The organism is Bacillus sp. S3 (assembly GCF_005154805.1).
In the GTDB taxonomy this organism is placed as follows: domain Bacteria; phylum Bacillota; class Bacilli; order Bacillales; family Cytobacillaceae; genus Neobacillus.
Genome location: NZ_CP039727.1, coordinates 1,297,743 through 1,320,423, shown reverse-complemented (window position 1 = coordinate 1,320,423; position 22,681 = coordinate 1,297,743). Strand labels below are relative to the sequence as shown.

Here is a 22,681-nt window from a genome sequence, read left to right as displayed (position 1 = left end):
ATTTTTTTATCATAAATGCCGCAAATCACTTGTTATATAAGTGACATGCCACAAAATGACCATGTAGGTCGTGTTCCGCAGGCCTGGCCGTTTTACAAATGTCCATGACCTGACCGCATCGTGTATGGAATGCACAGCCTGAGGGCGGATTTGCCGGACTTGGCAGCTCCCCTTCTATTAAAATAGTTTTCTTCTTTATATCGGGATCTGGCACTGGTACTGCCGAAAGAAGTGCTTTTGTATATGGATGCATTGGATTTTCATAGAGTTCCTCACTATCAGCTAATTCTATTAATCTGCCTAAGTACATCACGCCGACACGATCACTGATATGTCGTACCACACCTAAATCATGAGCGATAAATATGTAGGTAAGCTGGAATTCTCTTTGAATGTCTTTCATGAGGTTAAGAACCTGTGCCTGAATCGAAACGTCGAGAGCTGAAACGGGCTCATCAGCAATGATTAACTTCGGTTTTGTCATCAATGCTTTTGCAATCCCAATTCGCTGGCGCTGCCCGCCGCTGAATTGATGAGGATACCTCTTGGCGTGATAGCTGCTGAGGCCCACAACCTCAAGCATTTCTCTTACCTGCTTCCGACGAGTTTCTTTCGTACCGATTCCATGGACAATGAGGGGTTCTTCTAAAATTTGTTCGACAGAGTGCCTCGGATTTAAAGATGCATATGGATCCTGAAACACCATTTGAATATCTCTACGCGTTTTTCTTAGTTCAGATTTCGACAAACTGGTAATCTCTTTATCTTCAAAAATAATTCTTCCATCGCTCGCCTCTATCAAACGCATGAGCAGACGCCCTGTTGTTGACTTGCCGCAGCCGCTTTCACCGACAATCCCCAAGGTTTCTCCTTTTTTTACATAAAAAGAAACATCATCGACCGCTTTAACTTCTCCTTGTTTCTTTCCTAAAAGACCGCCTGTAATCGGAAAATATTTTTTCAGCCCGTTTACCTCAAGAAGTAACTCCGACATGTTTGTCACTCCCCTCCTTCAATGTATGTAGGAAACAGCGCACTTCATGTCCGTCTTTTTCCGTTTTAGCTAACTCAGGGGCTTGTTCATGGCATGGACCAAAGACCTCGGCACATCTTGCCGCAAACCGGCAGCCCTTTAAAACCGTTCCAGGTGCAGGGACTGTTCCCGGGATACTATACAGTCGATCTTTTTTTCCGCGCAGGTCTGGCACAGACTTTAGAAGTCCCTTTGTATACGGATGCTGTGGATCCTTTAAGATTTTTCGGACATCGCCCTGTTCTACAATTTGGCCTGAATACATGACAATCACCCGTTCACAAATTTCCGCAACAACACCTAAATCGTGTGTAATCAGAATGATGGACGTATTTGTTTTTTTGTTTAAATCTCTCATTAAAGCAAGGATCTGTGCCTGAATTGTCACATCAAGCGCCGTTGTTGGCTCATCCGCAATCAGCACCTTCGGATTGCAAGCCATCGCCATTGCAATCATTACCCGCTGCCTCATTCCGCCTGACAACTGGTGGGGGTGCTCTTTAAGAATCCCCTCTGCCCTCGGGATTCCTACTAATTTTAATAATTCGATGCTGCGCAACTTCGCTTGTGACTTTGATAGGCTGGTATGTAATCGGATGGCTTCCATAAGCTGATTTCCAATCGTAAACAAAGGGTTCAATGAGGTCATTGGCTCTTGGAAAATCATTGAAATCTGATTTCCGCGGATTTTTCGCCATTCCTTTTCAGTGATATTTGTCAGATCTTTTCCTTCAAAAGTAATTTCACCGTTTGCAATTTTTCCTGGCGGTGTGGGAATCAGTCCCATTGCAGCTAAAGATGTGACACTTTTACCGCTTCCGGATTCACCGACAATCCCAAGAATTTCTCCCTCTTGCAATTCAAAGCTGATGCCATCCACCGCGGGCACAAATTTCTTCCCCGATTGAAACGTTACCTTTAAATCCTTTATACAAAGAATCGGCTCTTTATTCACATTTACACCTACTTTAGCTATTCTATTAATTACTCAACAGGAGACTGTTCATGATATTTTAATTTAATGAATTTTATGACTATTATGGCATATATGAGATCGGGGATTTTGTCGAAATTTGGAATTATATTAAAAAAGTGCCTGACAGAATTCGAGGTTTACCGCGAATAATGTCAGACACTAAATGATTATTTCTTTGTCCCAGTAAAAATATGAATCGCATCTCTTAAAAATTCTGCCGTGCCAGGCTGGTCTTTATCATAATAAGCTGTAAATCTTTCATCATCGACATACATTTGTGCAAGCCCCGCATGGGCTTCCTTGCTGTATTGGTTCCAATAATACATAAGCCATTGTTTATGCAGGTTAGCGGTCTTTTGAGCTAACTCCCCCGATGGATCTCCAGTTTTAAAAGCAGCGGCTAATGTTTGTGTTACTTGTTCGGCTAATGCTGTTACCTCATCATGCTGCTCCTGTGTCATATTCATAACCTTTTTATTGGATGCATCGACTGTACCGTTGCCGTATTTTTCACGAATTTCTTTGCCATACTTTTTTTCGTTATCGTCAATCATTTTTCTCTTAAAGCCTTCAAACTTCTCTTTATTAGACATGTTTATTCTCCCTTCTGTTAAGGCAATGGTTTTATCTACATTGGCAATTAATAACTCTAATTGCTCCTTTTTTTCGAGGAGTTTTACACGATGCTCTCTTAGTGCAGCAGCGCCATCAAAGGATGGGGAAGTAACAATCTCCTTTATGCTGTCTAAACTCACACCCAGCTCCCGGTAAAATAGGATTTGCTGCAGGCGATCCACCTCTGCCAGGCCATAAATCCGATATCCTGACGAATTGATTCTTGCCGGCTTAAGAATATCAATCTCATCATAATACCTAAGTGTCCTGGTGCTGACCCCTGCTAACTGTGCCAGCTTTTGCACTGTATACTCCATCTGATCACCCCCTCAACTAAAACAATACACCTTTACGCAACGTCAAAGTCAAACACTATTTTGCCCAATTTTCACATGGCGCTGACACCATTTCAAGACAAGTTCAAGTGATGTTTGTCCCGCCTCCGGCATACAGTTTATTAAAAGGGGGATTGACATGCATACTTCTTTATCCACGATTAAACTGATTCGGTATGTGGTGGCGTATGTTTTTATAATATCTGGATTGATGAAATTAATCAGTACGGAGTTAGCTCAAGTATTTCTTAATTTAGGACTTCCCTATCCCCACATCTTGTTAAATGTAGTCATTATACTAGAGATAGGCTGCGGGATCTTAATTTTAGGAAATAAGGCGGTAAAAAATGCGGTGATTCCTCTAATCGCCATCATGATTGCTGCCCTTCTATTAACAAAGCTGCCAGTTCTAAAAACCGGCGTATTCCAATTTGCCTTCAACGCCAGATTAGACATCGTTATGTTGGCACTGCTTGTTATTTTATACAACCGATCACTGAAATAACTTAGAGGATGTCTCAAATGGATTCCCCCAAAGAGACATTCTCTTTTTTCTTAGATAATTATGATAAGATACAAATAGTAATGGGGGAATGAACATGAACCTAAAAGAAAAAGTAAAGAATCTTCCCTTAACACCTGGTGTTTATTTGATGGAAGATGCCCGGGGCAACATTATTTATATAGGGAAGGCAAAAAATCTTAAGAATCGGGTAAGGTCATACTTTCAAAATTCAAAAACACCTTCCCAAAAGCTAAAAAAGCTTAAAGCAAACATTGCCGATTTTACATACATCCTATTGGATACAGAATTTGAAGCCTTTATGCTAGAATGTAAATTGATAAGAGAAAAAAAGCCCATTTTTAATAGAATGATGAAAAACCCGCAGACCTACAGCTACATTAGGATTCAAACGGATGGAAATTCCCCTAGGTTTGAAATGGCCGATAGGATTGAAGAAAATAGTAGTTTGTACTTCGGCCCCTTTACAAGTAAACACAGGGTGGAAAAAGCAGTCGAGGGAATAAAAGAGTTCTTTCAAATCAGCTGCAGTAACCCAACGAGTAAGAATACCCCTTGTTTAAATTATTCCCTCGGCTTATGTATCGGAATATGCTTCAGGGAATCCGCCAAGGTACAGTATAAAATGATTTTGAACAAAATCATCGATTTACTTAACGGCACAGACGTAAGTCTTCTGAAAGAAATAAAACAACGTATGACCGAAGCATCCTTGAAATTTGACTTTGAAACTGCTGCAAAATACAGAGACAATTTAAATGCGATACACTCCCTTATCTATAAAGAAGCAGTGATTGAATTTACGGAAGCGAATAAAAATATTGCCATCATAGAATCCCTTGATGACCATATTTACAAACTCTTCCTTATAAAGGGGAACAAAATCCTATTTAGTGAAAAATATAATACAGAGAAACTAAACATGGAGCAGATTGTCAACGCAGCAAAAACAAACGTATCAATTTATTTTACTGCCGACCCGGTTACCCCAATTGAAGTTAGCAGGGATGATATCGATGAAGCGCAGATTATCTATAGCTATTTAAAAAGTAACAACTGTCATTATCTTGTTATTCCTGATCATTGGATTGGGACCAATCACATCACCAAAATGGACAATTTCCTTGCTAATACGTTTAGGATGACGCGAACCATGCAGGACACTTCTGTAAAAAGCCCTCGGTGCAATAGTTGACCGAGGGTTTTTCATGCACTATTTTTTAACGGCATCTGGCCCAAAATTGAACTCTCTATCAATCTCTTAATGTGAATAATCCCCAAAATCAGAATACATTTACTATTTTAAAAAAACTTTCTTTTATCCTACTAACTCTATATTATATTGAATTAACAATGTTTTTAAACATGGATAGCTAATTTTCCAAAAATAGTTTTTGACAATTCAAACACATAAAAAGTATTATAGAATAACAAAAGGAGGTTGTCTAATGTCAAACATAAATAGGCAGAAAATTGTGGATAGTGTGCCGCAAACAGGATTTTTCGGACATCCTAAAGGACTATTTACTCTTTTCTTTACAGAATTTTGGGAGCGTTTCTCGTATTATGGAATGAGAGCAATCCTCGTTTTCTACATGTATTATGAGGTCTCCAAGGGCGGATTGGGGATGGACAAAACACTCGCACTTTCGATCATGTCCATTTACGGTTCCCTTGTTTATATGTCCGGTATCATCGGCGGCTGGTTAGCTGACCGAGTTTTCGGTACGTCGAAAGCCGTGTTTTATGGCGGCATATTGATTATGTTTGGCCACATTGTTCTAGCGATTCCTGGAAGTATAACCATGTTCTTCATTTCCATGGTATTAATTGTCCTTGGTACAGGATTACTTAAGCCAAACGTTTCGAGCGTTGTTGGAGAATTGTACAGTGAACAAGACAATCGTCGCGACGCTGGTTTTACCATTTTTGTTATGGGAATTAACATGGGGGCATTTATCTCTCCGCTACTTGTTGGAGCAGTAATGGACTATAGCTTCCACATTGGATTTGGTATTGCGGCTGTTGGTATGTTTTTGGGACTTGTCATCTTTATTTTAACAAAGAAGAAAAACCTTGGCCTTGCCGGAACAATTGTGGCCAACCCAATGTCACCAGCTGAAAAGAAAAAAGTCTTTACTATTTTTGGGTTAAGCGTTGTTGTTATTGCTATTATTTGTGCAATTTTAATTCCACAGGGACTTTTAACGTTTAAAAGTTTCGTAAATTTAGTTACAATTCTTGGTGTTTTGATTCCAACGATATATTTCGTTGTCATGTACCGCAGTCCTAAAACAACAGCTGTTGAACGTTCTCGTATTATAGCCTATATTCCGCTATTTATTGCATCAGTTATGTTTTGGTCGATTCAAGAACAAGGCTCAACCATTCTTGCCAATTACGCTGATGAACGCACACAATTAGACTTTGCTGGAATTCATATTTCGCCTGCGTGGTTCCAGTCATTAAACCCATTATTTATTATTATTTTTGCACCTATATTTGCATGGATGTGGGTAAAATTAGGGAAGCGTCAGCCATCGATTCCACAAAAGTTTTCTTTCGCTCTGTTTTTCGCCGGGATCTCATTCCTAGTCATTCTGCTGCCAGCTTACTTTGGCGGTCCAGATGCAATGGTGAATCCATTATGGCTAGTACTAAGCTATTTAATTTGTGTATTTGGTGAATTAAGCTTATCACCTGTAGGTTTATCCGCTACAACTAAGTTAGCGCCAGCTGCCTTCTCAGCACAAACGATGAGTTTATGGTTCTTATCAAATGCTGCAGCACAAGCACTAAACGCCCAAGTTGTTAGATTTTATACACCTGAAACCGAAATGGTTTACTTTGGTGTCATCGGTGGAGCTTCCATCGTACTAGGTATTATCCTTTTAATGCTCTCACCAAAAATTCAAGGATACATGAAAGGTGTAAGGTAATAAAAAAAGGTGCATTCCTTCCAACACATTCAAACGTGTTAGGAGGAAATGCACCTTTTTATTATCGATTTAACAAATGCTTTACGGAATAAATCGGATGATACAGCATCATCCAAGGACCTGAATAACGCATTACTACCTTCATTTTTTGGCGGTATTTTAGCTTATAACAGTGGACTTTACAGTTAGAACAGGCGGTCTTCTCCTCGCCAAAACGGCAGAATGAGAGTCTTAATAAGGCATAGGTTTTAAGTTCCTGACAGTCTTTACAAAGTCCGTCACGATGATGATTCCTTCGGCAATAAAGTTCGATCATTTCCTTGACAATTTCTTTTTCCTTTTGGACATTCGGGCCAGTATTTGGTTCTATTAATCGTGCCTTCATGTTAGTAAACCTCCTTTAGATTTACTAAAAATCACCTTCATACTTTAACCATATCATAGAAAACTTCTATATTAACGGCAGATAAATTACAAAATTAGAACAATTACTGACTTGTTTTTCACGAAGCTACTTCCTTTTGAAGGGGCTTATTTCTGCCTAGCTCCGGATGAGCCTTCCTTACAACCGAGGGCCTTGCTAGAATTAGTGTCACCGCAACAAACAAAGTGGCAGATACCAGTAGAATCCATTGAGCAGGAAAAACATCATAGAGGAATCCATACAGCACCATTCCTAAAGGCATCAAAGCCATTGACATCGTTTCAAGTATCGAAAAAACCCTGCCTTTATAGTCATCGTCAATTTGCTTTTGCATCATCACCATTATGGGGGTATTAACGGTGATAACCAATGCTCCAAGACTGAACATGATCACCAGATAATAAACAAAAATAGAGTTAGCAGATAAATTCATCAATAACGGACCGGCAACTGCTCCCATGATGACTCCCATTCCAATGATAGCCTGTTTTGAGATCAGAAGCGGATACTTTACTTCCTCTCTAATCGAAAAATAAATTGAAAGCAGCAGCATACCAATGGCAAATGCTCCTTGGGTAAACCCAAAACGCTGTGAAGCCATTTTCATTTTTTCAATCAAGATAAACGAATAACCAACTTCAAATGCGCCAAAGAGAAAATTAATTAACAGAGATATCCAGATAATTGTCATAAGCAGCGGCTGCAGTTTTAAATAGGAAATCCCAGCCTTCATATTTTGCCACATGGATTCTTTCGGTTCCCCTTCAACCTCTTCTTTTCGGTGGGCAAACAAGTTAAAATTCATGGTTGATTCCAAGAAAACAGCTAAACAGGAAGCTGCGATATACATGATTAAAAAAACAGGCATGGAAACCGCACCATATAGAAGCCCTCCTACAGCTGGACTGGCAACGGCTGCAAAGGAAATCGACATTTGATTTAATGACATCGCTTTTTGAATTCGATCTTTATCGACAAGCCCAGTGATGGATGAAGTAAACGCAACTCCAGAAAACATAGATGTAAGAGATAATATGCAGGAAGTAGTATAGATAGCGGTGAGAGAAAGTCCTGATGTTAAAGTAACCACTAACAGAGTGGCGATAGCTGCGGTCGTAGCAATTTGTGCCGTGATTGCAATCATTTTTCGCGAATATTTATCCGCGATATAACCGGCAAAAGGGGCTGCAAGGGTTCGCGGCAATATATTACAAATCAAGTTCGCAGCAAAACTTGTTGCCGACCCCGTCAATTGTAAAATATAAAAACTGACAGCAAAAGAATATACCTGGGCCCCAAAAGAGGAAATGAGCTTACTGATTGTGAACGTCCACAGATGATACGTCGCTTTTTTCAGCTTTTTACGTTCTTCCATAAAAACCCCACCTCAAAAGTTTAATCTTATTAAACAAATAATAACATGGAAGCCTCTTCCATCGCAAGCAAAAGTTTAATATAATTAAACACGAGAAAAGCGCAAGCGCCCTGGTCAGCGGCGTATGGCCTGGAGCGCTCCAACTGAGATAAAGGAAACACGAAGAGCCGGAGGCGATTCGATGTTGACTTATCGTAGGGCGGTGCGCGAAGGACACTAGCCGCTAGGGCGCTGGAGCTAGACAATTCTTGAAGTAGAAAATTTATACTATATTATCTATAAATAAATATCTTAAAGGGAGCCAATTTCTATGTTGGGTGAACGAATACGTGAAATGAGGAAAAGGAAAAAAATGACGCTAGAGGTGCTAGCGGGTAAAGAGCTTACAAAGGGCATGCTAAGCCTCATAGAGAACAATAAGGCTAAGCCATCTATGGAAAGCTTAGCTTATATTGCTGAGCGCCTTGAAGTTGAAATTGGAGATCTTTTAGATGAGGTAAGTACACAAGAAATAAGGGAGATTCTTGAAAAATCGGAGAAGCTTTATAATCTGGAATCCGAAACGGATAAATATAAACAACTTATCGGCCTGATTGAACCCTATATTGATAAACTTAGTCAAGGATATGAGTCGGCACGATTATTAGATTTATATAGCCGCAGTCTTTATCATGAAAAAGTGGATGGATGGCGAAATTTTTCAAGTCGTTCCGCACAAATGTATGATGAAATGAATCTTACCGCTAAACGAGCAAACATCAGCATCTTCTGGGCTATGGAGAAATTTACCGAGCATGATTATACAGAATCATTAACTATTCTGCTGAGAGAACGTGCTGAAATTGAGAAAAGCCATGTCTATATTGATCCGATGACTCGAGTTGACCTCGACTATAATGAGGCAATCTTGTATTTTGCTGTCGGTGATTCTGACTCAGCCACAAAGGTTATGGAAAGTGCCATACAGTTTTCCAAAGAGCATCGAATATTTTATCGGATTAATGATCTATACAGGCTCGCTGTAGCACACGCACTGATGAGCCATGATGAGGAAAGGAAGGACCATTATTCCACAAAATTAAGGCAATATGGGGAATTTGCTGAGGACATGTGGTCTACGCTATTTCATGATCTTTTTCAGATCATGTCGCTTATTAATGAAAAGCAGGATTATGAAATGGCAATTGAAAAAATTGACCGGTATTTAGCTGATCCGAAAATAACGGAGGTTTATGAAATTTGGTTTCTTCTTGAAAAGGGAAAGGCATTGTATGGTCTCGAACATTTTAACGATGCCCTTACTTATCTCGAGAAAGTAAACGTTCCTTCCTGGGCCCATCACCCATATGATTTGTCACTACTTTATGTGGCTGATTCATATAAAGCCCTATGTCAGCTTGAACTTGGAAATAAGGATACGGCGGTGCAATTTGCTGAACTTGCGGTAAAAAATTATATGCCGCTCACACATACTCCATACAAAGATTTTGCCAATGAAACATACAAAAGAATCAGAGAAACGATAGAATAACCCCAAAATATCAATTAATAGAAGAAGAGCCCAATTCATCTGGATTGGGCTCTTACCTTTTATACTACTCTTCATTCAATTCATCAATCAGTTGTTTCGTCCTCTTTGCATTCCCTTCAGCAAAGTTTTCGAGACGATCCTTTAGTTCATTATCGTCGTGAATCCGCTCCGCGGTAATCAGATATGTCCGCATTAAATCTTCTTCGATTTCGATTGAATTTTTCAAAACTTCTTCCAGTTTGTCTTTTTCTTCTTTATTCTTTCCATTAAACTTATTTAATCCCATCGGAAGGGCCTCCTTTTTACCATTTTATCTTCTCATTCCCTTTATGCAGACGACGATATGGTATTAAAGTTCCCCTGTCTCATTGAGTTTAAACTTTGGATTATTATTCATATTGGGATTTATCAACAAAGGCGGTGTATAACAAATAGATCACAATACAGATGGCCGTCGTCACAAATCCCCAGCCAAGAGTGATTTGCTCGATGAGAAGGTAGTTGTTGCATAATTGCACAGGCGTTTCAATATATAACCATCCCATCGCCGTAAACAACGCGATAAAAAAATAAAAAATAAGATTCTTTCCGATAGGCTTAAGTTTCTTCCAACTATCCCTAAGAGGGATTCCAGCTAAGATTGGTAAACTAACAAATTTAAAGACTTCCATACCCAGTGATGTTAAGGCATCATCCATTGCCCTTGGGATCGTCCAATACAACACCATAATGATAAATAATAAAATTCCCGGAACTCCGTTGCTGTTCCATTTTTCAAAAAAATGAGGAAAACGAAGTTGAAAAAATTGTGCCATTAAAAATCCTGCAAACACTAATATCGGCATTTGCATATGCATGTGAATGATCATAACGGATTCCATTAAATTTGCGACCGGAGGAATCGCGAGGAAAAGGATGATTAGTAAGCCATATATCAGCTGCTTCATGATTACTCACCCGCTCCCCTTTCAAGAATGCCTGTCAGTTTATTGGCAGCCTCATCCATTTTTTTATAATCCATCACATTCATGAGTGTTCCATCTTTATCAACTAAATAAAACGCTGAATTATGTGAAAAATTCCCACTATCATCCGGGATGACAATGACGCCAAACTCTTTTAAAAGTGAATCCAATTCAGCTTTATTCTTAATTCTTGCCATCCGCCATGTTTCACCATCACTGTTAAAATAGGTTCGGTATTTTTCTAATGTGGCCGGGTCGTCTCTGTCAGGATCAAAGCTGATGCTTAAAAAGACAATATCTTCGCCGATATATTTGCTTGGTATCTTACCATAAACTTTTGACATATTCATCTCCAATTGCGGGCAAACGGACATGCAAGAAGTATAAAGAAACGTAATAAATACATATTTGCCTTTAAATTCAGAAATGGAATAATTCCGCCCTTTGCTATCCTCTAAGGTTACATGAGGAAATTGTGGCTTATCATCGATTAGTTTATTGACCCGCGCTGTTTCTGCTGTAAAGGCCTGGAAGCCATCGGTTCCGAAATAGAACAGCGTACCTCCGAATAAGATAACAAGCAAACATGCAAAGGTAGTATGCCAATCTTTGATCATGAAGATCACTTCCCAAATCTTTTATTTTACAGTTTTCGAAGCATAAAGAGATAGCCCAACTTAAGAGCTATCTCTTTTTTAAATCAAATCACCATGTTTTAAATGGCGGTGAGCCTGGAGGTGCATTCACTATGAATTCTGATAACGGGATAACATATGCCATCGCAACAACCAATAGCATAATAACAATCCACATGCCCCAACGCTCTGTCCAAAATGGGGTTTTTGTTGCGTTTTCCTCTTCTTCCGCTATTGGGAATTCTGTTTCCCCTTTTGGTGCGAAGAACATCATATTGATGACTGCATACACTTGAAGAAGCACACCGATAATTAATAATGTTCCCCCCACAGCTAAGCACATTAAATAGGGATTCCAGCTTAACGCAGTTGCATGGTCTCCGTAAGTTGTAAATGAAGTTCTACGTGGTGAACCTAATAAGCCTACCCAGTGCATTGCTCCTGACATAAAGATCATGCCAATTGTCCAAATCCATGTTTGAATCACACCTAAACGATTGATTTGTGGTGTTAAAACACGTTTTGAGATATATGGAACTAACCAATAACTAATGCCGAAGAATGTCATGACAACAGACATACCTAACGTTAAATGGAAGTGTCCAACAATCCACATGGTATTGTGAACAACTTGGTCTAGTTGGTTTGTGCTTTGCGCAATACCGCCAGCACCAGCAGGAATGAAGGCAATCATTGCAATCATTGGAGCTAAGAAACGAACATCGCCCCATGGCATTTTTTTATACCAGCCAATAAGTCCTTTTCCACCTTGTTTTCTTGTAGTCCGTTCAAATACAGCAAACATTGCCCACGCTGTCATTAATGAAGGGAAGCCAATCGCTAAGCTCATAAATACGTGCATAAATTTAACAGATGGTGAAATTCCCGGGTCAACAATTTGGTGATGGAATCCACCTGTAATATTCATGACAACTAAGGCAATAATGACAACACGAGTTAATGTATCACTCCAGCGTTTGCCACCGATAATTTTTGGTACAATAACATACCATGCTGAAACAGCTGTTAAATACCAGATATTAACTAACGTATGGCCAAAAGCCCAGAATAATGTACGAGCAACCATTACGTTGATTGTCTCAACCCAGCCGAATGACCAAGGAATAATCATTACGATAACTTCTACCGCTACTGGTACAGAACCGAAAAATAATAATATAAATACACCAGTCGCAAAGTAAGAAAGGATCGGAACATGCTGTCCTTTATGTTTCTTTCTCCAATCAGCGACGTTAATAAATGCGCCAAACGCACACATCCAAACACCTACGACAATTAATGCTAACCCAATATAGAACATTGGTGCAGCTGCCATTGGCGGATAGAAAGTATACATAACAGAAGCATCACCCATGATAATTGGGATGACTGCTAAAACAAATCCGACCATCTTTAATCCAAAGCCAACCCAGGCCATCTTTCTTACTTTTGGAAGCAGACCGCCTAGTGTGTGTGACATTCCAGCATAAAAATATCCAATTGTAAAGAAAGCAGTTAATACAACAACTAATATTAATCCATGTGCAGTAAGAACCTGATAGTAATTAATCCATGATGGCAATTTCAGCAGGCCGGCACGGTTTAGTCCTTGCAAAAGTCCTAAAATCCCGCCAACAAGCAGGGCCATAAATGCGACAAATATATATGATTTCGTTAATTTTGCATCCTCATTGCTGATCCCCATCGCCTTAATCGCTTTATCTTTCAATGTATGAGATTTTGCCGTTTGCATGTTGCTTCCCCCCTTTATTTAACCGTAATCGTAGTACTCATCATTTGGTGTCCGGCACCGCAATATTCATTACATAACACTAAATAGGAACCAGGCTTATCAAATTTTTGCGTAATCTTTTGAATATGCCCCGGCATGACCATCGCATTTAGGTTTGTTTCAGCCACTTCGAATCCATGGACAACATCTTTAGAAGTTAAGATAAAATGGACGGTAGATCCGGCAGGCACTTCAATATTACCTGGATTAAAACTAAAGATTTGCAATGTCATAACGATTTCATATTCATTTTCACCAATCTTTGTAATTCCCGGCTTATCAAATGGTGCTGTTTGATCTACTTTTTGCGGATCTATTATTTCTTTATTACTTGGCGGCTCCATATCGTACGCGAAGGCTTGGTAACCAGTTATAAACATAAAAATCATTATCATTCCAAAACTTAAGGTCAGCCATATCTTTTCATCCAGATGCATCTTCATTTCTTTTCCCCCCTATAATCTCGTCATAAATAGCCCGTATAACAGTAAATACGTAAGAAGAATGACTACCCCTACTACACCCACGGAAATCCAGGTTCCTTTAAGCGGAGCTTCGTGTGCTTCATTTTTTTTGTTACCCTTTGTAGCTGCCATCCTATTTCATCCCCCTTAAATTCTTTATACTTACATCATAGTTGCGAACCGTTATCAACGAAGTGAACTGAATCACGGGAAAGAATAAAATTTAATAGAAAAAATGGATCGCTTATTATTTCAATTTCATTAAGACTTCCGCATGAACTTATTTATTAACTCTTCAAAAAGCACTATTATCACAGTCTTAACCTTTTTAGTAAGATTTTTTATTATGGTAAAATAGATTTTTAACAACGAATAATGGGCAAGAACAAAAAATGACAAATTTGTGAACAGATAAGTTTTTTAAGAAAAAAAAGCTGTCCCCATGTATGGCAATTTGCTTGCATACGTTGGAGACAGCTTTTTTATTGTTTTTAACTAAATACAGGTAATGTCACAATAACCATCATCAGAAACATAATGGTTATATAGTTGACCGAATAAAGAAAATTCACGTGGGCCCATTTAAGATCATTTTTCGTGAAAAATCCGTATATACTTACAACCAGCCAGCCAATATTAAGCAGCGTGGCGAGTATAACAAACGTTGTCCCAAGCGGGGCCAGATAAAAAGGTAATGGCAATAAACAGGCAACATATACTGCCATTTGCCGCTTCGTCATCGCTAAGCCGTACACAACTGGAAGCATGGCAACCCCTGCCGCTTTATATTCATCGTATTTCTTGATGGCTATCGCGAAGGTATGCGGCATTTGAAAAATAAACAAAATGAGTGCGAGCATAATCGGGATCATATGAAAGCCTGATTCTATCGCCGTCCAGCCAATTAAAGGTGTAACAGCACCGGAAACACTTCCGATTACGGTATTAAGTGTATATCTGCGTTTTGACCACATCGTATATAAGATTACATAGGTAAACCATCCGATGAACCCATAAATAGCAGCCTCAACGGTTATGAACAGTAAAAGAATAAATCCAAGAATAGACAGAGCTATTCCTAAAGTTAAAACCGTTTTAAGCGAAAAATGCCCCGTTACCGTAGGACGATTCTTCGTTCTATCCATAACAGTGTCAATATCCACATCGTACCAGTTATTGATCACAAGTGCCCCCGCCATAACAAGCGTACTGCCAATAATCGTGAGCAAAAACAAATCCCAGTAATCATTAAAAGAAGCTCCGGTAAAATAAAGAGCTAACCAAAATCCTGTAAACACAGGCAAAACGTTTGCTATTAATACCGGCGCTTTAAAAAGTGACCGTAAATCAGCAAATAAAGTAGAATTCGACAAAGCAGCTCCCCCACCATTTTGTGGAGCAGCAATGCTATTCTTATTCATCTGAAATCCTCTCCTAAAAATGGATAAAATAATTCTTTATTTAGAGTATCAATTTTTCCTCTTTATATAATAACACATTCCGGCACCGAAAAAAGGAATCAACCCTTTATATCTTAATAGTGGGTCGATTCCTAAACTGGAATATTATTCACCTTCAACTGTAACTATATTATTTTAAGAACTTAGCAATAGCACCGACAGCGATCACAACGATAAAAGCACCGATCAGAGCGGGAACCAATGAAAAGCCCGCTAACATAGGACCCCATGCCCCAAATAAATATTCACCAACCCAAGCCCCAATGAAACCAGCAACGATAGCCCCAGCCCAGCTTCCAGGCATCTTAACAGGTGCCAATTTTTCCGCAACAATACCAATTATCATCGCGATAATAACTGTAATAATAAACGTAATTAAACTCATCATATAAACTCCTTTTTACCAGCATATTCGAACCTTGTCCTAAATGTTCAAAAGTAAAAAGGAATCCGCACCACAAAATAATCGAAAAGATGCTAAGCAACCGCTTAGTATCTATACCACATGAAACTCACCAAGGATATTATCTTAATGATCGCGGTTCACTATATAATTCAATAAATGCTTTAAAAAAGTAGTATTGCGCGGCACTTCCTGAAGTGTTTCCATAGCAAAACAGTAATGGTCCCACATCTCTTTTCTAGCACCATCTGCCCCAAGAATTGACACAAACGTCGAATTGTTGTTTTCTGCGTCTTTTCCAATGGGCTTTCCAATCAGGCTTTGGTCTCCTTCAACATCCAGCAGGTCATCTTTAATTTGAAAGGCAATTCCTGCATGACGGGCGAATTTTTTCAATGCATCGATTTCGAATTCCCCTGCATGTGCGAGTATGGCAGGCATGATGAGCGAAGCTTCGAATGCGATTCCTGTTTTATAAAAGCACATAAGATTCAGTTGTTCTAGTGTTAATAGTTTCCCTTTGGACTCAAGATCCATCGCCTGCCCCTTACACATTTCCCCTGTTACACGGGCAGAATAATGAATTAAATGAAGCACCGTTTTTGAATCGAACTTGTCAAGTGATGCTTGTTCTTCAATTGCCTTCTGAGTCAGAAAGAGACCAGTTAATTCCGCTATGGCATTGTTGTACACCTGATGTAAGGTTGGCCGCCCTCTGCGGATGGAAGCATTATCCTGGGAAGGCAGATCATCGAAGATTAATGATGCATTATGCATATATTCCAATGACCTTAAAAGCGGATCGATTGCTGCGCTATTTAATCCATATTCATTCACACCCATCACCCAAGTCATGATGGGCCGGAGCCGCTTTCCATCGCCTTCAAGGCTGTAATTGGCTGCCTCAATTATTGGTGATTCATTATTAACAGCTGGAATAGGCAAGATATGGTTAATCCGATCTCGAACAGTTTCAATCGTATCTAAAAACTCTTCCTGATCCTTTCTGTCATTTTTCAAATTAGAAATCATATGGTCGCGAAGCAATTTATCGAAGAAATCAACATCATCTGCTTTAAGAACCATCTTTTGAATGAGTTTATTGAATTTCGGATTTCCTGAAGCAAATAGCCCCATTACCTCGTTATATTTTGCGATTCCCATTCTTTTTTTAAATCTTTTTAAGCCATTTATGGCACGGTCTAAAATTACCTCACATGTCTTGGGATCTGAGTGATACACATGATGGATCAAATTAGAGATGACTGCCCAATATAATTCAAAGGGGTTAATTAAATCAGGGCGTTGTTCATGATAGTTCAAATAATAAGTAAAAGGTGTTACCGCTCCGTTCTTCATGTCATCAAACATATCGGCAAAATCATCTGCAAGCTGGTTATATATTCCATAATAGAAGGTTCGGTTATCAAAGCCCTCGTCTTTAGGCGCACTAAGGACGGAACGGACAATCAAACGGGAAGAAGAGGATTTTAAAATGATTGGGATGTAAAGTTCATCATTGGTGTATTTTGTATTGGATAGTTCCTTAACACGATCTACTTCCTGAGAATGAAAAAACACATAGGACTGCTCGAAAAAAGTTTTCAATTTCCCTGGCCGTTGGATTGACTTAATATAATTAAAACCCTCTCGGAGTTCAGAATGAATATATCGCATCAGGCTCATGTTTTCCCCAAACCACTCGCCTAATTCGGGCACAGAACCGGTGATAAGAGTGGTCCTGATCAAATCAGAATATTGCTTCTTCTCCGTGTCAGACAAGACTTTGGAGTCGAGGAGATCATCAATGAAGGGATAGGTAAGCCCGTAGGCATAGCCGATCCTGACTGCTTCATCAAGATTTTTACTGCGTTCTTCGGCAGATGTATGATCCTCCATCTCTTCATAGGTATGCATCACTACCCCTGCAATAATCTTAATCAGTTTTCGCTGAGCATGCTCGACATCCATCCTTTCATGAATATTGACGGATACCGTTTTCAGCTTATTAATCAGCCAAATAACGGTCATTTCGATACCTTCCCTCTGAGCCCACCGATACAACCCTGCCATGCTAAACATTTCATTTTTATCATTCCGGGTTGTAAGCTGATCCTTTAAACGATCAACTACTTGACGAACCTTTGTTTGTGTTTCAGGAGAGTCGAGCGCCTTGCCAAGATCCCGCATGAAAAGATAAGAGATGCTCCGATCAAGGTAATTATCTAGTTTTCCAGTATAATTGAGCCATTGGATATAATGATGATACTCTAAGGAATCAGATTTTCTTTTTCCACGGGAAAACAAGGATAATAATGGGTGATGAATATGGTTCAGTTTCCACGATTGTATATCCTTTGTTAAGGCAGGAACATATGATTTTTGTGCGACTAGCACATTAAGTGAGTGAAAATATTGTGCCGCCTTCTGCTCAGCCCGCCGATAGGATGTCTCGGCATTTTTTATTAACTCTTCATTCATATTTTACATTCCCCTGCTCAAAGATTTCATCCGAACATTTTTCTTTTAATCTATTAAATATATTTATGTATAATCCTAAAATACCATCTTTATAACCAAAAAAGAAATTAAAAAAAGAACCCTCGATGCAGTCGGTGTAAACTAATTCAGAACATTAGAAAAAGGATGTCCAAAAGTTCCTATGAACTTTTTAGGGCATCCTTTTTTCCTTGCTGCTTTATCAAGTAAACATTCTATTTGAGCATGGTAGTTTTAAGGAATTCTTTCGTCCGTTCTTCTTTCGGATTTTCAAAGAATTCTATCGGTCTATCTTTTTCGACGATTCTTCCTTCATTCATGTATACAATCCAATCAGCGACCTCGCGGGCAAAACCCATTTCATGGGTCACGACCACCATGGTCATTCCTTCATCAGCCAGCTCCTTCATTGTAGTTAAAACCTCTCCGACCAGCTCTGGATCAAGGGCTGATGTTGGTTCATCAAAGAGCATAATATCCGGCCTCATCGCTAGAGATCTTGCTATGGCCACACGCTGTTTCTGCCCTCCTGACAGCTTGCTCGGATAAACATCTGCCTTATCCTCGAGCCCCACTTTTTGGAGCAGCTCCCTCGCTTCTTCCACCGCCTGACCTTTAGGAATCTTTTTCACTATAGTTGGGGCTTCAATAATATTTTCAAGAACCGTTTTATGCGGAAAGAGGTTAAAATGCTGGAAAACCATTCCTACTGTTTGACGGACATGGTTAAGATTATGGGTATCGGGCGATATCTTTTCTCCACGGATAAGAATACTCCCCTTGTCCTTTTTTTCCAAAAAGTTAAGGCATCTTAGGAGCGTACTTTTACCGGATCCAGAGGCCCCAACCAGACAAACAACGTCGCTTTCGTAGACAGACATATCAATATCCTTTAGAACGTGCAAACTGCCAAAAGATTTGTTCAAGTTTTCTATTTTAATCATTTCTCGTCCATTCATATAATTGTCCTCCTATCGATCACTGACTGCCAATTTCTTTTCAAACATACTTACCATCATGGTTAATAATGCAACGAGCACTAGATAATAAACGGCAACAATTAACAGGTACGTCATTTCATCAAAATTATTGGAACCCAGTGTGGTCGCAACATTAAATAATTCATTCATCGAAATGAAGGCTGCCAATGATGAATCCTTAAGTCCAATAATAAATTGGTTCCCAAGTGGAGGAAGTGCCCTTCTAAACGCTTGTGGAAGGATGATCCTGCGCAGTGTAACACCCCTGGTCATTCCCAGTGAACGGCCAGCCTCCATTTGTCCTTTATCAACTGATTGGATCGTTCCGCGAAAGATTTCTGCAATGTAGGCACCGTTATGAAAGGCAAGAGCAAGAGCTGCTGCCCAAAAGTCGGGAATTAGGAAAATTCCGCTAAAGCCAAAATACAGAATGAAAATCTGAACAATAAGCGGTGTTCCGCGCACAAGGAACACATAACCATTTGAAATATACTCCAGAATTTTAATTCTCGATATTTTTAATAGGGCAAAGAATAAGCCAATAATAATTCCTATTAATATTGAAACTATAGTAAGCTCTAGGGTTAGTATTGTAGCATCTATGAAAAGGCCCTTACTACTGAAAAACGTATGTAAAAAATGTGAAAAACTAGGCAAGATAACGACTTCCTTTCTTTTAAATTGTCAAACTACTATTCTGGTTTTTTTGTAATATCCTGCCCAAAATATTTATTGCTGATCCGGGCAAGTGTACCGTCTTCACGAAGTTGTTGTAGTGCATTATCTATCCGTTTTAAGAGTTCCGGATTGTCCTTAGGTACAACAATTGCCTGCTCGCTTCGCTCTATAAGCTGCTGTCCTTTAATGTTAAAACCTTCTTTCTGGGAACTTTTCCCCGTAACAAAATCAGTAATAACAGCATCATGCCTTCCGATACTAAGTGCCTTTAATGCCGTAATATCACTATCATACATTTTAATATTGCTCGTATACTTTTTGGCCGTCTCCGCATAGGTAGACCCTTTCGCTACGGCCACTTCTTTACCTTTTATGTCCTCTACTGTTTTAATATTGCTGTCAGGCCTTGTAAAGATTTGTGGTCCTGAGTAGTAGTATGGAGTGGAAAATGCAACTTGCTTGGCACGGTCGGGGTTAATGGTGTGGCTGGCAACAGCTGCGTCTGCCCTGCCTGTTTTGATGCCCTCAATGAGTCCTTTAAATTTCATCCTCTTTTGTACTGGTTCAAGTCCTAATTTTTTTCCAACAGCATTCCCTACCTCAACATCGAAACCTGTCATTGATAGGTCATCGTTCAGATAGCTAAAGGGTTTAAATTCACCAGAAGCTGCAAAAGTAAATTTCTCCTTGTCAATCAGCTTTGTCCCATCTGAAAGCTGGTCCTTTTCGGCACAGGCAGTCAGTGTACCTAGTAAAAATAAGCCCAATAGTAAAAATATGTATTGTCTTCTCATGCTTGATTCTGTCTCCTCTCTTTTTCAAGCGATATTTTGATATATACCCCTAATTTTAGTTTTCTAACCTAAAAAAACCGGACAAGCAATTGCCGTCCAGTCAAATATGAAAAATTATTAATTAGTAACATACGAAAAAGGCAACACCCAAAATATAAAGGGTAGTTGCCTTTTCTGAGATACTAATATTAATGCAATACTCTAGCAGCACTAGAAAATTTAGACGAATCATAAGAAGATATTTTCACAACATCACCCGTTTGCGGGGCATGGATGTATTTCCCGTCTCCAATATAAATACCTACATGATGGGCAGGGGAACCCCTGAATACTAAATCTCCAGGCTGTACTTGACTCGGAGAAATTCTTGTCCCGAAATTTTGCTGGTCTCGTGATACCCTCGGAAGATTAATGCCCACTGAACGATACACATACGAAGTGAAGCCAGAACAATCAAATCCACTTGGCTTTGTTCCGCCCCATACGTAAGGAACGCCTAAAAATTGTTTTGCATACGCAATAACCGCACTTGCGGCATCAGTGTTAGCAATATTAGCCACTTCAACGGAAGGAGCTGACTGTGAAGCATTGTTTACTGAAGGCTGCTGCTGGGCTAATTGGGTTTGCTGTTGAGTTTGTTGCTGCTGGGCTAAACGAGCTTGCTGCTCTGCCTCTTCTTCAGCCTTTTGTTCTGCCAGTTGATCCTGTTGGTTTTGTAATCTGTTTTTCGCATCTGCTAATGCCCTGGCAATTTCGTTTTTATTTTCTTCAATCTTTTTTTGTTCGGAAGCTAATTCTTCCTGGCTATTTTTTAATTTGTCTAATTCATTATGTAATTTTTCCTCTGCCGCTTTTAATACTTGGTCTTTTTCAGTTAATCCATTTAATAAGTCTGTATCACTTTCCATAATCTTTGAAATAGCAGTAAACCGAGATAAAAAATCAGAAAAGTTGTTAGAGGAAAGCAAAATCTCAGCATATGTGGCGATTGACTGCGTTCCTTCAGCCTGAATGCTTTTTAGTCGCTCAGAATAGATTTTTTTATGTAGATCGAGAGATTTCTTGGCTTTTTCAATTTCAGCCTCTGTATCATTAATTTTACCTTGCTGTGCGGCAATATTATCGTGAAGTTTTTGACTTTTCTCCATTGCAATGATGATGCGGTCGTCTAATTGTTGAATCTTTGTTTCGAAATCTTCAATTTGTCCTTGTGTCTCATTGATTTGCCCTTGTGTTACGGGTGAATCTTCTGGACTCGCAAAAGCAGGTGTTACTTGAATCATTGCGGCAAGGACCACTGCCGACAGCGAATATTTGAATAATTTTCTTATCATTTTAATATCTCCTTTTGTACCCTAGCACGTATTCCGATTCCTAATATATTTCTAGTTTATATGTCTAATGGACTAATAACAATGGAATAGTCGGTAATGTAATATAATTGTAATTTTTTGTAGAAATTTCGTTATTGAAGATTTGCCCATAAAACCACAAATAAGCCCCATTTTTAATTGGGGCTTTTAGCTATACGTATTTGATCTATTTATTGCACTACATCCATTTGTTCAGAATTTTATTTTCCGCTTTGCAAAACCATTCCATCGCTCATCTTAATGATATGGTCAGCGTAGGAAAGCATTTCCCCATCATGGGTAACCATTAGCGTCGTAATGTTCAATGTTTTAGTTAAATTCCGGATTAACGCCATAACATCTTTTGACCTTTTTGTATCTAAACTTGCAGTAGGTTCATCTGCAAAGAGAACTTTAGGCTTATGGATGATTGCACGAGCAATGGCAACCCGCTGTTTTTCCCCTCCGGATAACGAGGATGGATAGGCATTTTTTCGATGATCCATTTCAACTAGGTTTAAGATTTTATCAATTTCTTTTTTTTGTTCACGTTTCTTCATTTTAGATTCAGATACATCCAACATTAACATGAGCTGCTCTTCTACTGTGAGAAAAGGAACAAGATGGGCAAATTGAAAAACGAAACCAAATTTACTTGCCCGTATTTTTCGAACTTGTTCAGAATTCATAACAGTCATATTATTCCCATCGAAAACCACTTTTCCATTTGATGCGGGTTGAAGTCCTGCAGCAATTGTAAGGAGTGTACTTTTACCAGAACCGGAGGCGCCCACTAATGCTGTTACTTCTCCCTCTTGAAGAGTTAGATTAATTCCTTTTAGTATTTCTTCCTTTACATCACCGTTCGTAAAGGTTTTTCTTACATCATCTATTGTGAATATTGTCAT

Annotated in this window: 23 protein-coding genes; 4 read left to right on the top strand and 19 right to left on the bottom strand. The window is 39.2% G+C overall.

Translation table 11 applies throughout. From position 1 onward, the window contains the following. Positions 1-25 precede the first annotated feature (25 nt). From FAY30_RS06225 to FAY30_RS06215, 3 genes are all read right to left on the bottom strand, one after another. Positions 26-994, bottom strand: a complete 969-nt coding sequence (locus FAY30_RS06225; RefSeq protein WP_149869072.1) for an ABC transporter ATP-binding protein — start codon at positions 992-994, stop codon at positions 26-28. Continuing rightward, entirely contained in the window at positions 975-1,988 is a 1,014-nt protein-coding gene (locus tag FAY30_RS06220) for an ABC transporter ATP-binding protein (RefSeq protein WP_149869071.1), read from the bottom strand. Before FAY30_RS06220 ends, FAY30_RS06225 begins: the two co-directional genes overlap by 20 nt. Positions 1,989-2,176: 188 nt before the next feature. Continuing rightward, positions 2,177-2,941, bottom strand: coding sequence for a MerR family transcriptional regulator (locus FAY30_RS06215; RefSeq protein ID WP_149869070.1), 765 nt, complete (start codon positions 2,939-2,941; stop codon positions 2,177-2,179). A 157-nt stretch (positions 2,942-3,098) separates the two neighbouring features. Here FAY30_RS06215 and FAY30_RS06210 point away from each other — a divergent pair, with 157 nt between their 5' ends. The 3 genes from FAY30_RS06210 (at position 3,099) to FAY30_RS06200 (ending at position 6,421) form a co-directional block, all read left to right on the top strand. Then, a complete protein-coding gene (locus tag FAY30_RS06210) occupies positions 3,099-3,464 on the top strand; it encodes a DoxX family protein (RefSeq protein WP_149869069.1) in 366 nt (121 codons plus the stop codon). A gap of 94 nt (positions 3,465-3,558) precedes the next feature. Continuing rightward, a complete protein-coding gene (locus FAY30_RS06205; RefSeq protein ID WP_149869068.1) occupies positions 3,559-4,677 on the top strand; it encodes a GIY-YIG nuclease family protein in 1,119 nt (372 codons plus the stop codon). A gap of 253 nt (positions 4,678-4,930) precedes the next feature. Beyond that, on the top strand, positions 4,931-6,421 hold the full coding sequence (locus tag FAY30_RS06200; RefSeq protein WP_149869067.1) for a peptide MFS transporter: 1,491 nt from the start codon (positions 4,931-4,933) through the stop codon (positions 6,419-6,421). A 61-nt stretch (positions 6,422-6,482) separates the two neighbouring features. On the opposite strand, the gene FAY30_RS06195 is transcribed toward FAY30_RS06200, so the two are convergent. Then, positions 6,483-6,806 carry a nitrous oxide-stimulated promoter family protein gene (locus tag FAY30_RS06195; RefSeq protein WP_149869066.1) on the bottom strand — a complete coding sequence of 108 codons (324 nt, stop codon included), beginning with the start codon at positions 6,804-6,806 and terminating at the stop codon, positions 6,483-6,485. Positions 6,807-6,924: 118 nt separating this feature from the next. After that, positions 6,925-8,220, bottom strand: coding sequence for an MFS transporter (locus tag FAY30_RS06190; protein ID WP_149869065.1), 1,296 nt, complete (start codon positions 8,218-8,220; stop codon positions 6,925-6,927). Between the two features lie 310 nt (positions 8,221-8,530). On the opposite strand from FAY30_RS06190, the gene FAY30_RS06185 reads away from it, so the two are divergent. Beyond that, positions 8,531-9,751 (top strand): helix-turn-helix transcriptional regulator, encoded by a 1,221-nt coding sequence (locus FAY30_RS06185; RefSeq protein ID WP_149869064.1) that lies wholly within the window; start codon positions 8,531-8,533, stop codon positions 9,749-9,751. A 64-nt stretch (positions 9,752-9,815) separates the two neighbouring features. Here FAY30_RS06185 and FAY30_RS06180 read toward each other — a convergent pair whose 3' ends face one another. The 14 genes from FAY30_RS06180 to FAY30_RS06115 all read right to left on the bottom strand — a co-directional run bounded on the left by FAY30_RS06180 (position 9,816) and on the right by FAY30_RS06115 (position 22,681). After that, entirely contained in the window at positions 9,816-10,037 is a 222-nt protein-coding gene (locus FAY30_RS06180) for a hypothetical protein (RefSeq protein WP_149869063.1), read from the bottom strand. Between the two features lie 103 nt (positions 10,038-10,140). Next, on the bottom strand, positions 10,141-10,698 hold the full coding sequence (locus FAY30_RS06175; protein ID WP_190284834.1) for a hypothetical protein: 558 nt from the start codon (positions 10,696-10,698) through the stop codon (positions 10,141-10,143). A 2-nt stretch (positions 10,699-10,700) separates the two neighbouring features. Continuing rightward, a complete protein-coding gene (locus tag FAY30_RS06170) occupies positions 10,701-11,333 on the bottom strand; it encodes an SCO family protein (protein WP_149869061.1) in 633 nt (210 codons plus the stop codon). 88 nt (positions 11,334-11,421) lie between these two features. Further along, on the bottom strand, positions 11,422-13,104 hold the full coding sequence (locus tag FAY30_RS06165; protein WP_149869060.1) for a cbb3-type cytochrome c oxidase subunit I: 1,683 nt from the start codon (positions 13,102-13,104) through the stop codon (positions 11,422-11,424). A gap of 14 nt (positions 13,105-13,118) precedes the next feature. After that, entirely contained in the window at positions 13,119-13,586 is a 468-nt protein-coding gene (locus tag FAY30_RS06160; RefSeq protein ID WP_149869059.1) for a cytochrome c oxidase subunit II, read from the bottom strand. A gap of 12 nt (positions 13,587-13,598) precedes the next feature. Then, positions 13,599-13,739 (bottom strand): cytochrome c oxidase subunit 2A, encoded by a 141-nt coding sequence (locus FAY30_RS06155; RefSeq protein ID WP_149869058.1) that lies wholly within the window; start codon positions 13,737-13,739, stop codon positions 13,599-13,601. A 359-nt stretch (positions 13,740-14,098) separates the two neighbouring features. Further along, positions 14,099-15,028 carry a heme o synthase gene (gene cyoE / locus FAY30_RS06150; protein WP_149869057.1) on the bottom strand — a complete coding sequence of 310 codons (930 nt, stop codon included), beginning with the start codon at positions 15,026-15,028 and terminating at the stop codon, positions 14,099-14,101. 169 nt (positions 15,029-15,197) lie between these two features. Beyond that, positions 15,198-15,452 carry a GlsB/YeaQ/YmgE family stress response membrane protein gene (locus tag FAY30_RS06145; protein ID WP_149869056.1) on the bottom strand — a complete coding sequence of 85 codons (255 nt, stop codon included), beginning with the start codon at positions 15,450-15,452 and terminating at the stop codon, positions 15,198-15,200. 144 nt (positions 15,453-15,596) lie between these two features. After that, a complete protein-coding gene (locus tag FAY30_RS06140; RefSeq protein WP_149869055.1) occupies positions 15,597-17,951 on the bottom strand; it encodes a polyprenyl synthetase family protein in 2,355 nt (784 codons plus the stop codon). 233 nt (positions 17,952-18,184) lie between these two features. Next, the gene (locus tag FAY30_RS06135; protein WP_149869054.1) at positions 18,185-18,928 is read right to left on the bottom strand and encodes an amino acid ABC transporter ATP-binding protein; all 744 of its coding nucleotides are present in this window, start codon (positions 18,926-18,928) and stop codon (positions 18,185-18,187) included. A 12-nt stretch (positions 18,929-18,940) separates the two neighbouring features. Beyond that, positions 18,941-19,606 carry an amino acid ABC transporter permease gene (locus FAY30_RS06130; protein WP_149869053.1) on the bottom strand — a complete coding sequence of 222 codons (666 nt, stop codon included), beginning with the start codon at positions 19,604-19,606 and terminating at the stop codon, positions 18,941-18,943. A 35-nt stretch (positions 19,607-19,641) separates the two neighbouring features. Then, positions 19,642-20,421 (bottom strand): transporter substrate-binding domain-containing protein, encoded by a 780-nt coding sequence (locus FAY30_RS06125; RefSeq protein WP_149869052.1) that lies wholly within the window; start codon positions 20,419-20,421, stop codon positions 19,642-19,644. Between the two features lie 188 nt (positions 20,422-20,609). After that, positions 20,610-21,755, bottom strand: coding sequence for a C40 family peptidase (locus FAY30_RS06120; protein ID WP_149869051.1), 1,146 nt, complete (start codon positions 21,753-21,755; stop codon positions 20,610-20,612). Between the two features lie 239 nt (positions 21,756-21,994). Further along, a complete protein-coding gene (locus FAY30_RS06115) occupies positions 21,995-22,681 on the bottom strand; it encodes an ABC transporter ATP-binding protein (RefSeq protein WP_149869050.1) in 687 nt (228 codons plus the stop codon).

Bases quoted from the DNA above. Each gene is read 5' to 3' on its own strand.
- FAY30_RS06225 (WP_149869072.1), bottom strand. From the start codon at position 994: ATGTCGGAGTTACTTCTTGAGGTAAACGGGCTGAAAAAATATTTTCCG.
- FAY30_RS06215 (WP_149869070.1), bottom strand. From the start codon at position 2,941: ATGGAGTATACAGTGCAAAAGCTGGCACAGTTAGCAGGGGTCAGCACC.
- FAY30_RS06210 (WP_149869069.1), top strand. From the start codon at position 3,099: ATGCATACTTCTTTATCCACGATTAAACTGATTCGGTATGTGGTGGCG.
- FAY30_RS06205 (WP_149869068.1), top strand. From the start codon at position 3,559: ATGAACCTAAAAGAAAAAGTAAAGAATCTTCCCTTAACACCTGGTGTT.
- FAY30_RS06200 (WP_149869067.1), top strand. From the start codon at position 4,931: ATGTCAAACATAAATAGGCAGAAAATTGTGGATAGTGTGCCGCAAACA.
- FAY30_RS06195 (WP_149869066.1), bottom strand. From the start codon at position 6,806: ATGAAGGCACGATTAATAGAACCAAATACTGGCCCGAATGTCCAAAAG.
- FAY30_RS06190 (WP_149869065.1), bottom strand. From the start codon at position 8,220: ATGGAAGAACGTAAAAAGCTGAAAAAAGCGACGTATCATCTGTGGACG.
- FAY30_RS06185 (WP_149869064.1), top strand. From the start codon at position 8,531: ATGTTGGGTGAACGAATACGTGAAATGAGGAAAAGGAAAAAAATGACG.
- FAY30_RS06180 (WP_149869063.1), bottom strand. From the start codon at position 10,037: ATGGGATTAAATAAGTTTAATGGAAAGAATAAAGAAGAAAAAGACAAA.
- FAY30_RS06175 (WP_190284834.1), bottom strand. From the start codon at position 10,698: ATGAAGCAGCTGATATATGGCTTACTAATCATCCTTTTCCTCGCGATT.
- FAY30_RS06170 (WP_149869061.1), bottom strand. From the start codon at position 11,333: ATGATCAAAGATTGGCATACTACCTTTGCATGTTTGCTTGTTATCTTA.
- FAY30_RS06165 (WP_149869060.1), bottom strand. From the start codon at position 13,104: ATGCAAACGGCAAAATCTCATACATTGAAAGATAAAGCGATTAAGGCG.
- FAY30_RS06160 (WP_149869059.1), bottom strand. From the start codon at position 13,586: ATGAAGATGCATCTGGATGAAAAGATATGGCTGACCTTAAGTTTTGGA.
- FAY30_RS06155 (WP_149869058.1), bottom strand. From the start codon at position 13,739: ATGGCAGCTACAAAGGGTAACAAAAAAAATGAAGCACACGAAGCTCCG.
- cyoE (WP_149869057.1), bottom strand. From the start codon at position 15,028: ATGAATAAGAATAGCATTGCTGCTCCACAAAATGGTGGGGGAGCTGCT.
- FAY30_RS06145 (WP_149869056.1), bottom strand. From the start codon at position 15,452: ATGAGTTTAATTACGTTTATTATTACAGTTATTATCGCGATGATAATT.
- FAY30_RS06140 (WP_149869055.1), bottom strand. From the start codon at position 17,951: ATGAATGAAGAGTTAATAAAAAATGCCGAGACATCCTATCGGCGGGCT.
- FAY30_RS06135 (WP_149869054.1), bottom strand. From the start codon at position 18,928: ATGAATGGACGAGAAATGATTAAAATAGAAAACTTGAACAAATCTTTT.
- FAY30_RS06125 (WP_149869052.1), bottom strand. From the start codon at position 20,421: ATGAGAAGACAATACATATTTTTACTATTGGGCTTATTTTTACTAGGT.
- FAY30_RS06120 (WP_149869051.1), bottom strand. From the start codon at position 21,755: ATGATAAGAAAATTATTCAAATATTCGCTGTCGGCAGTGGTCCTTGCC.
- FAY30_RS06115 (WP_149869050.1), bottom strand. From the start codon at position 22,681: ATGACAATATTCACAATAGATGATGTAAGAAAAACCTTTACGAACGGT.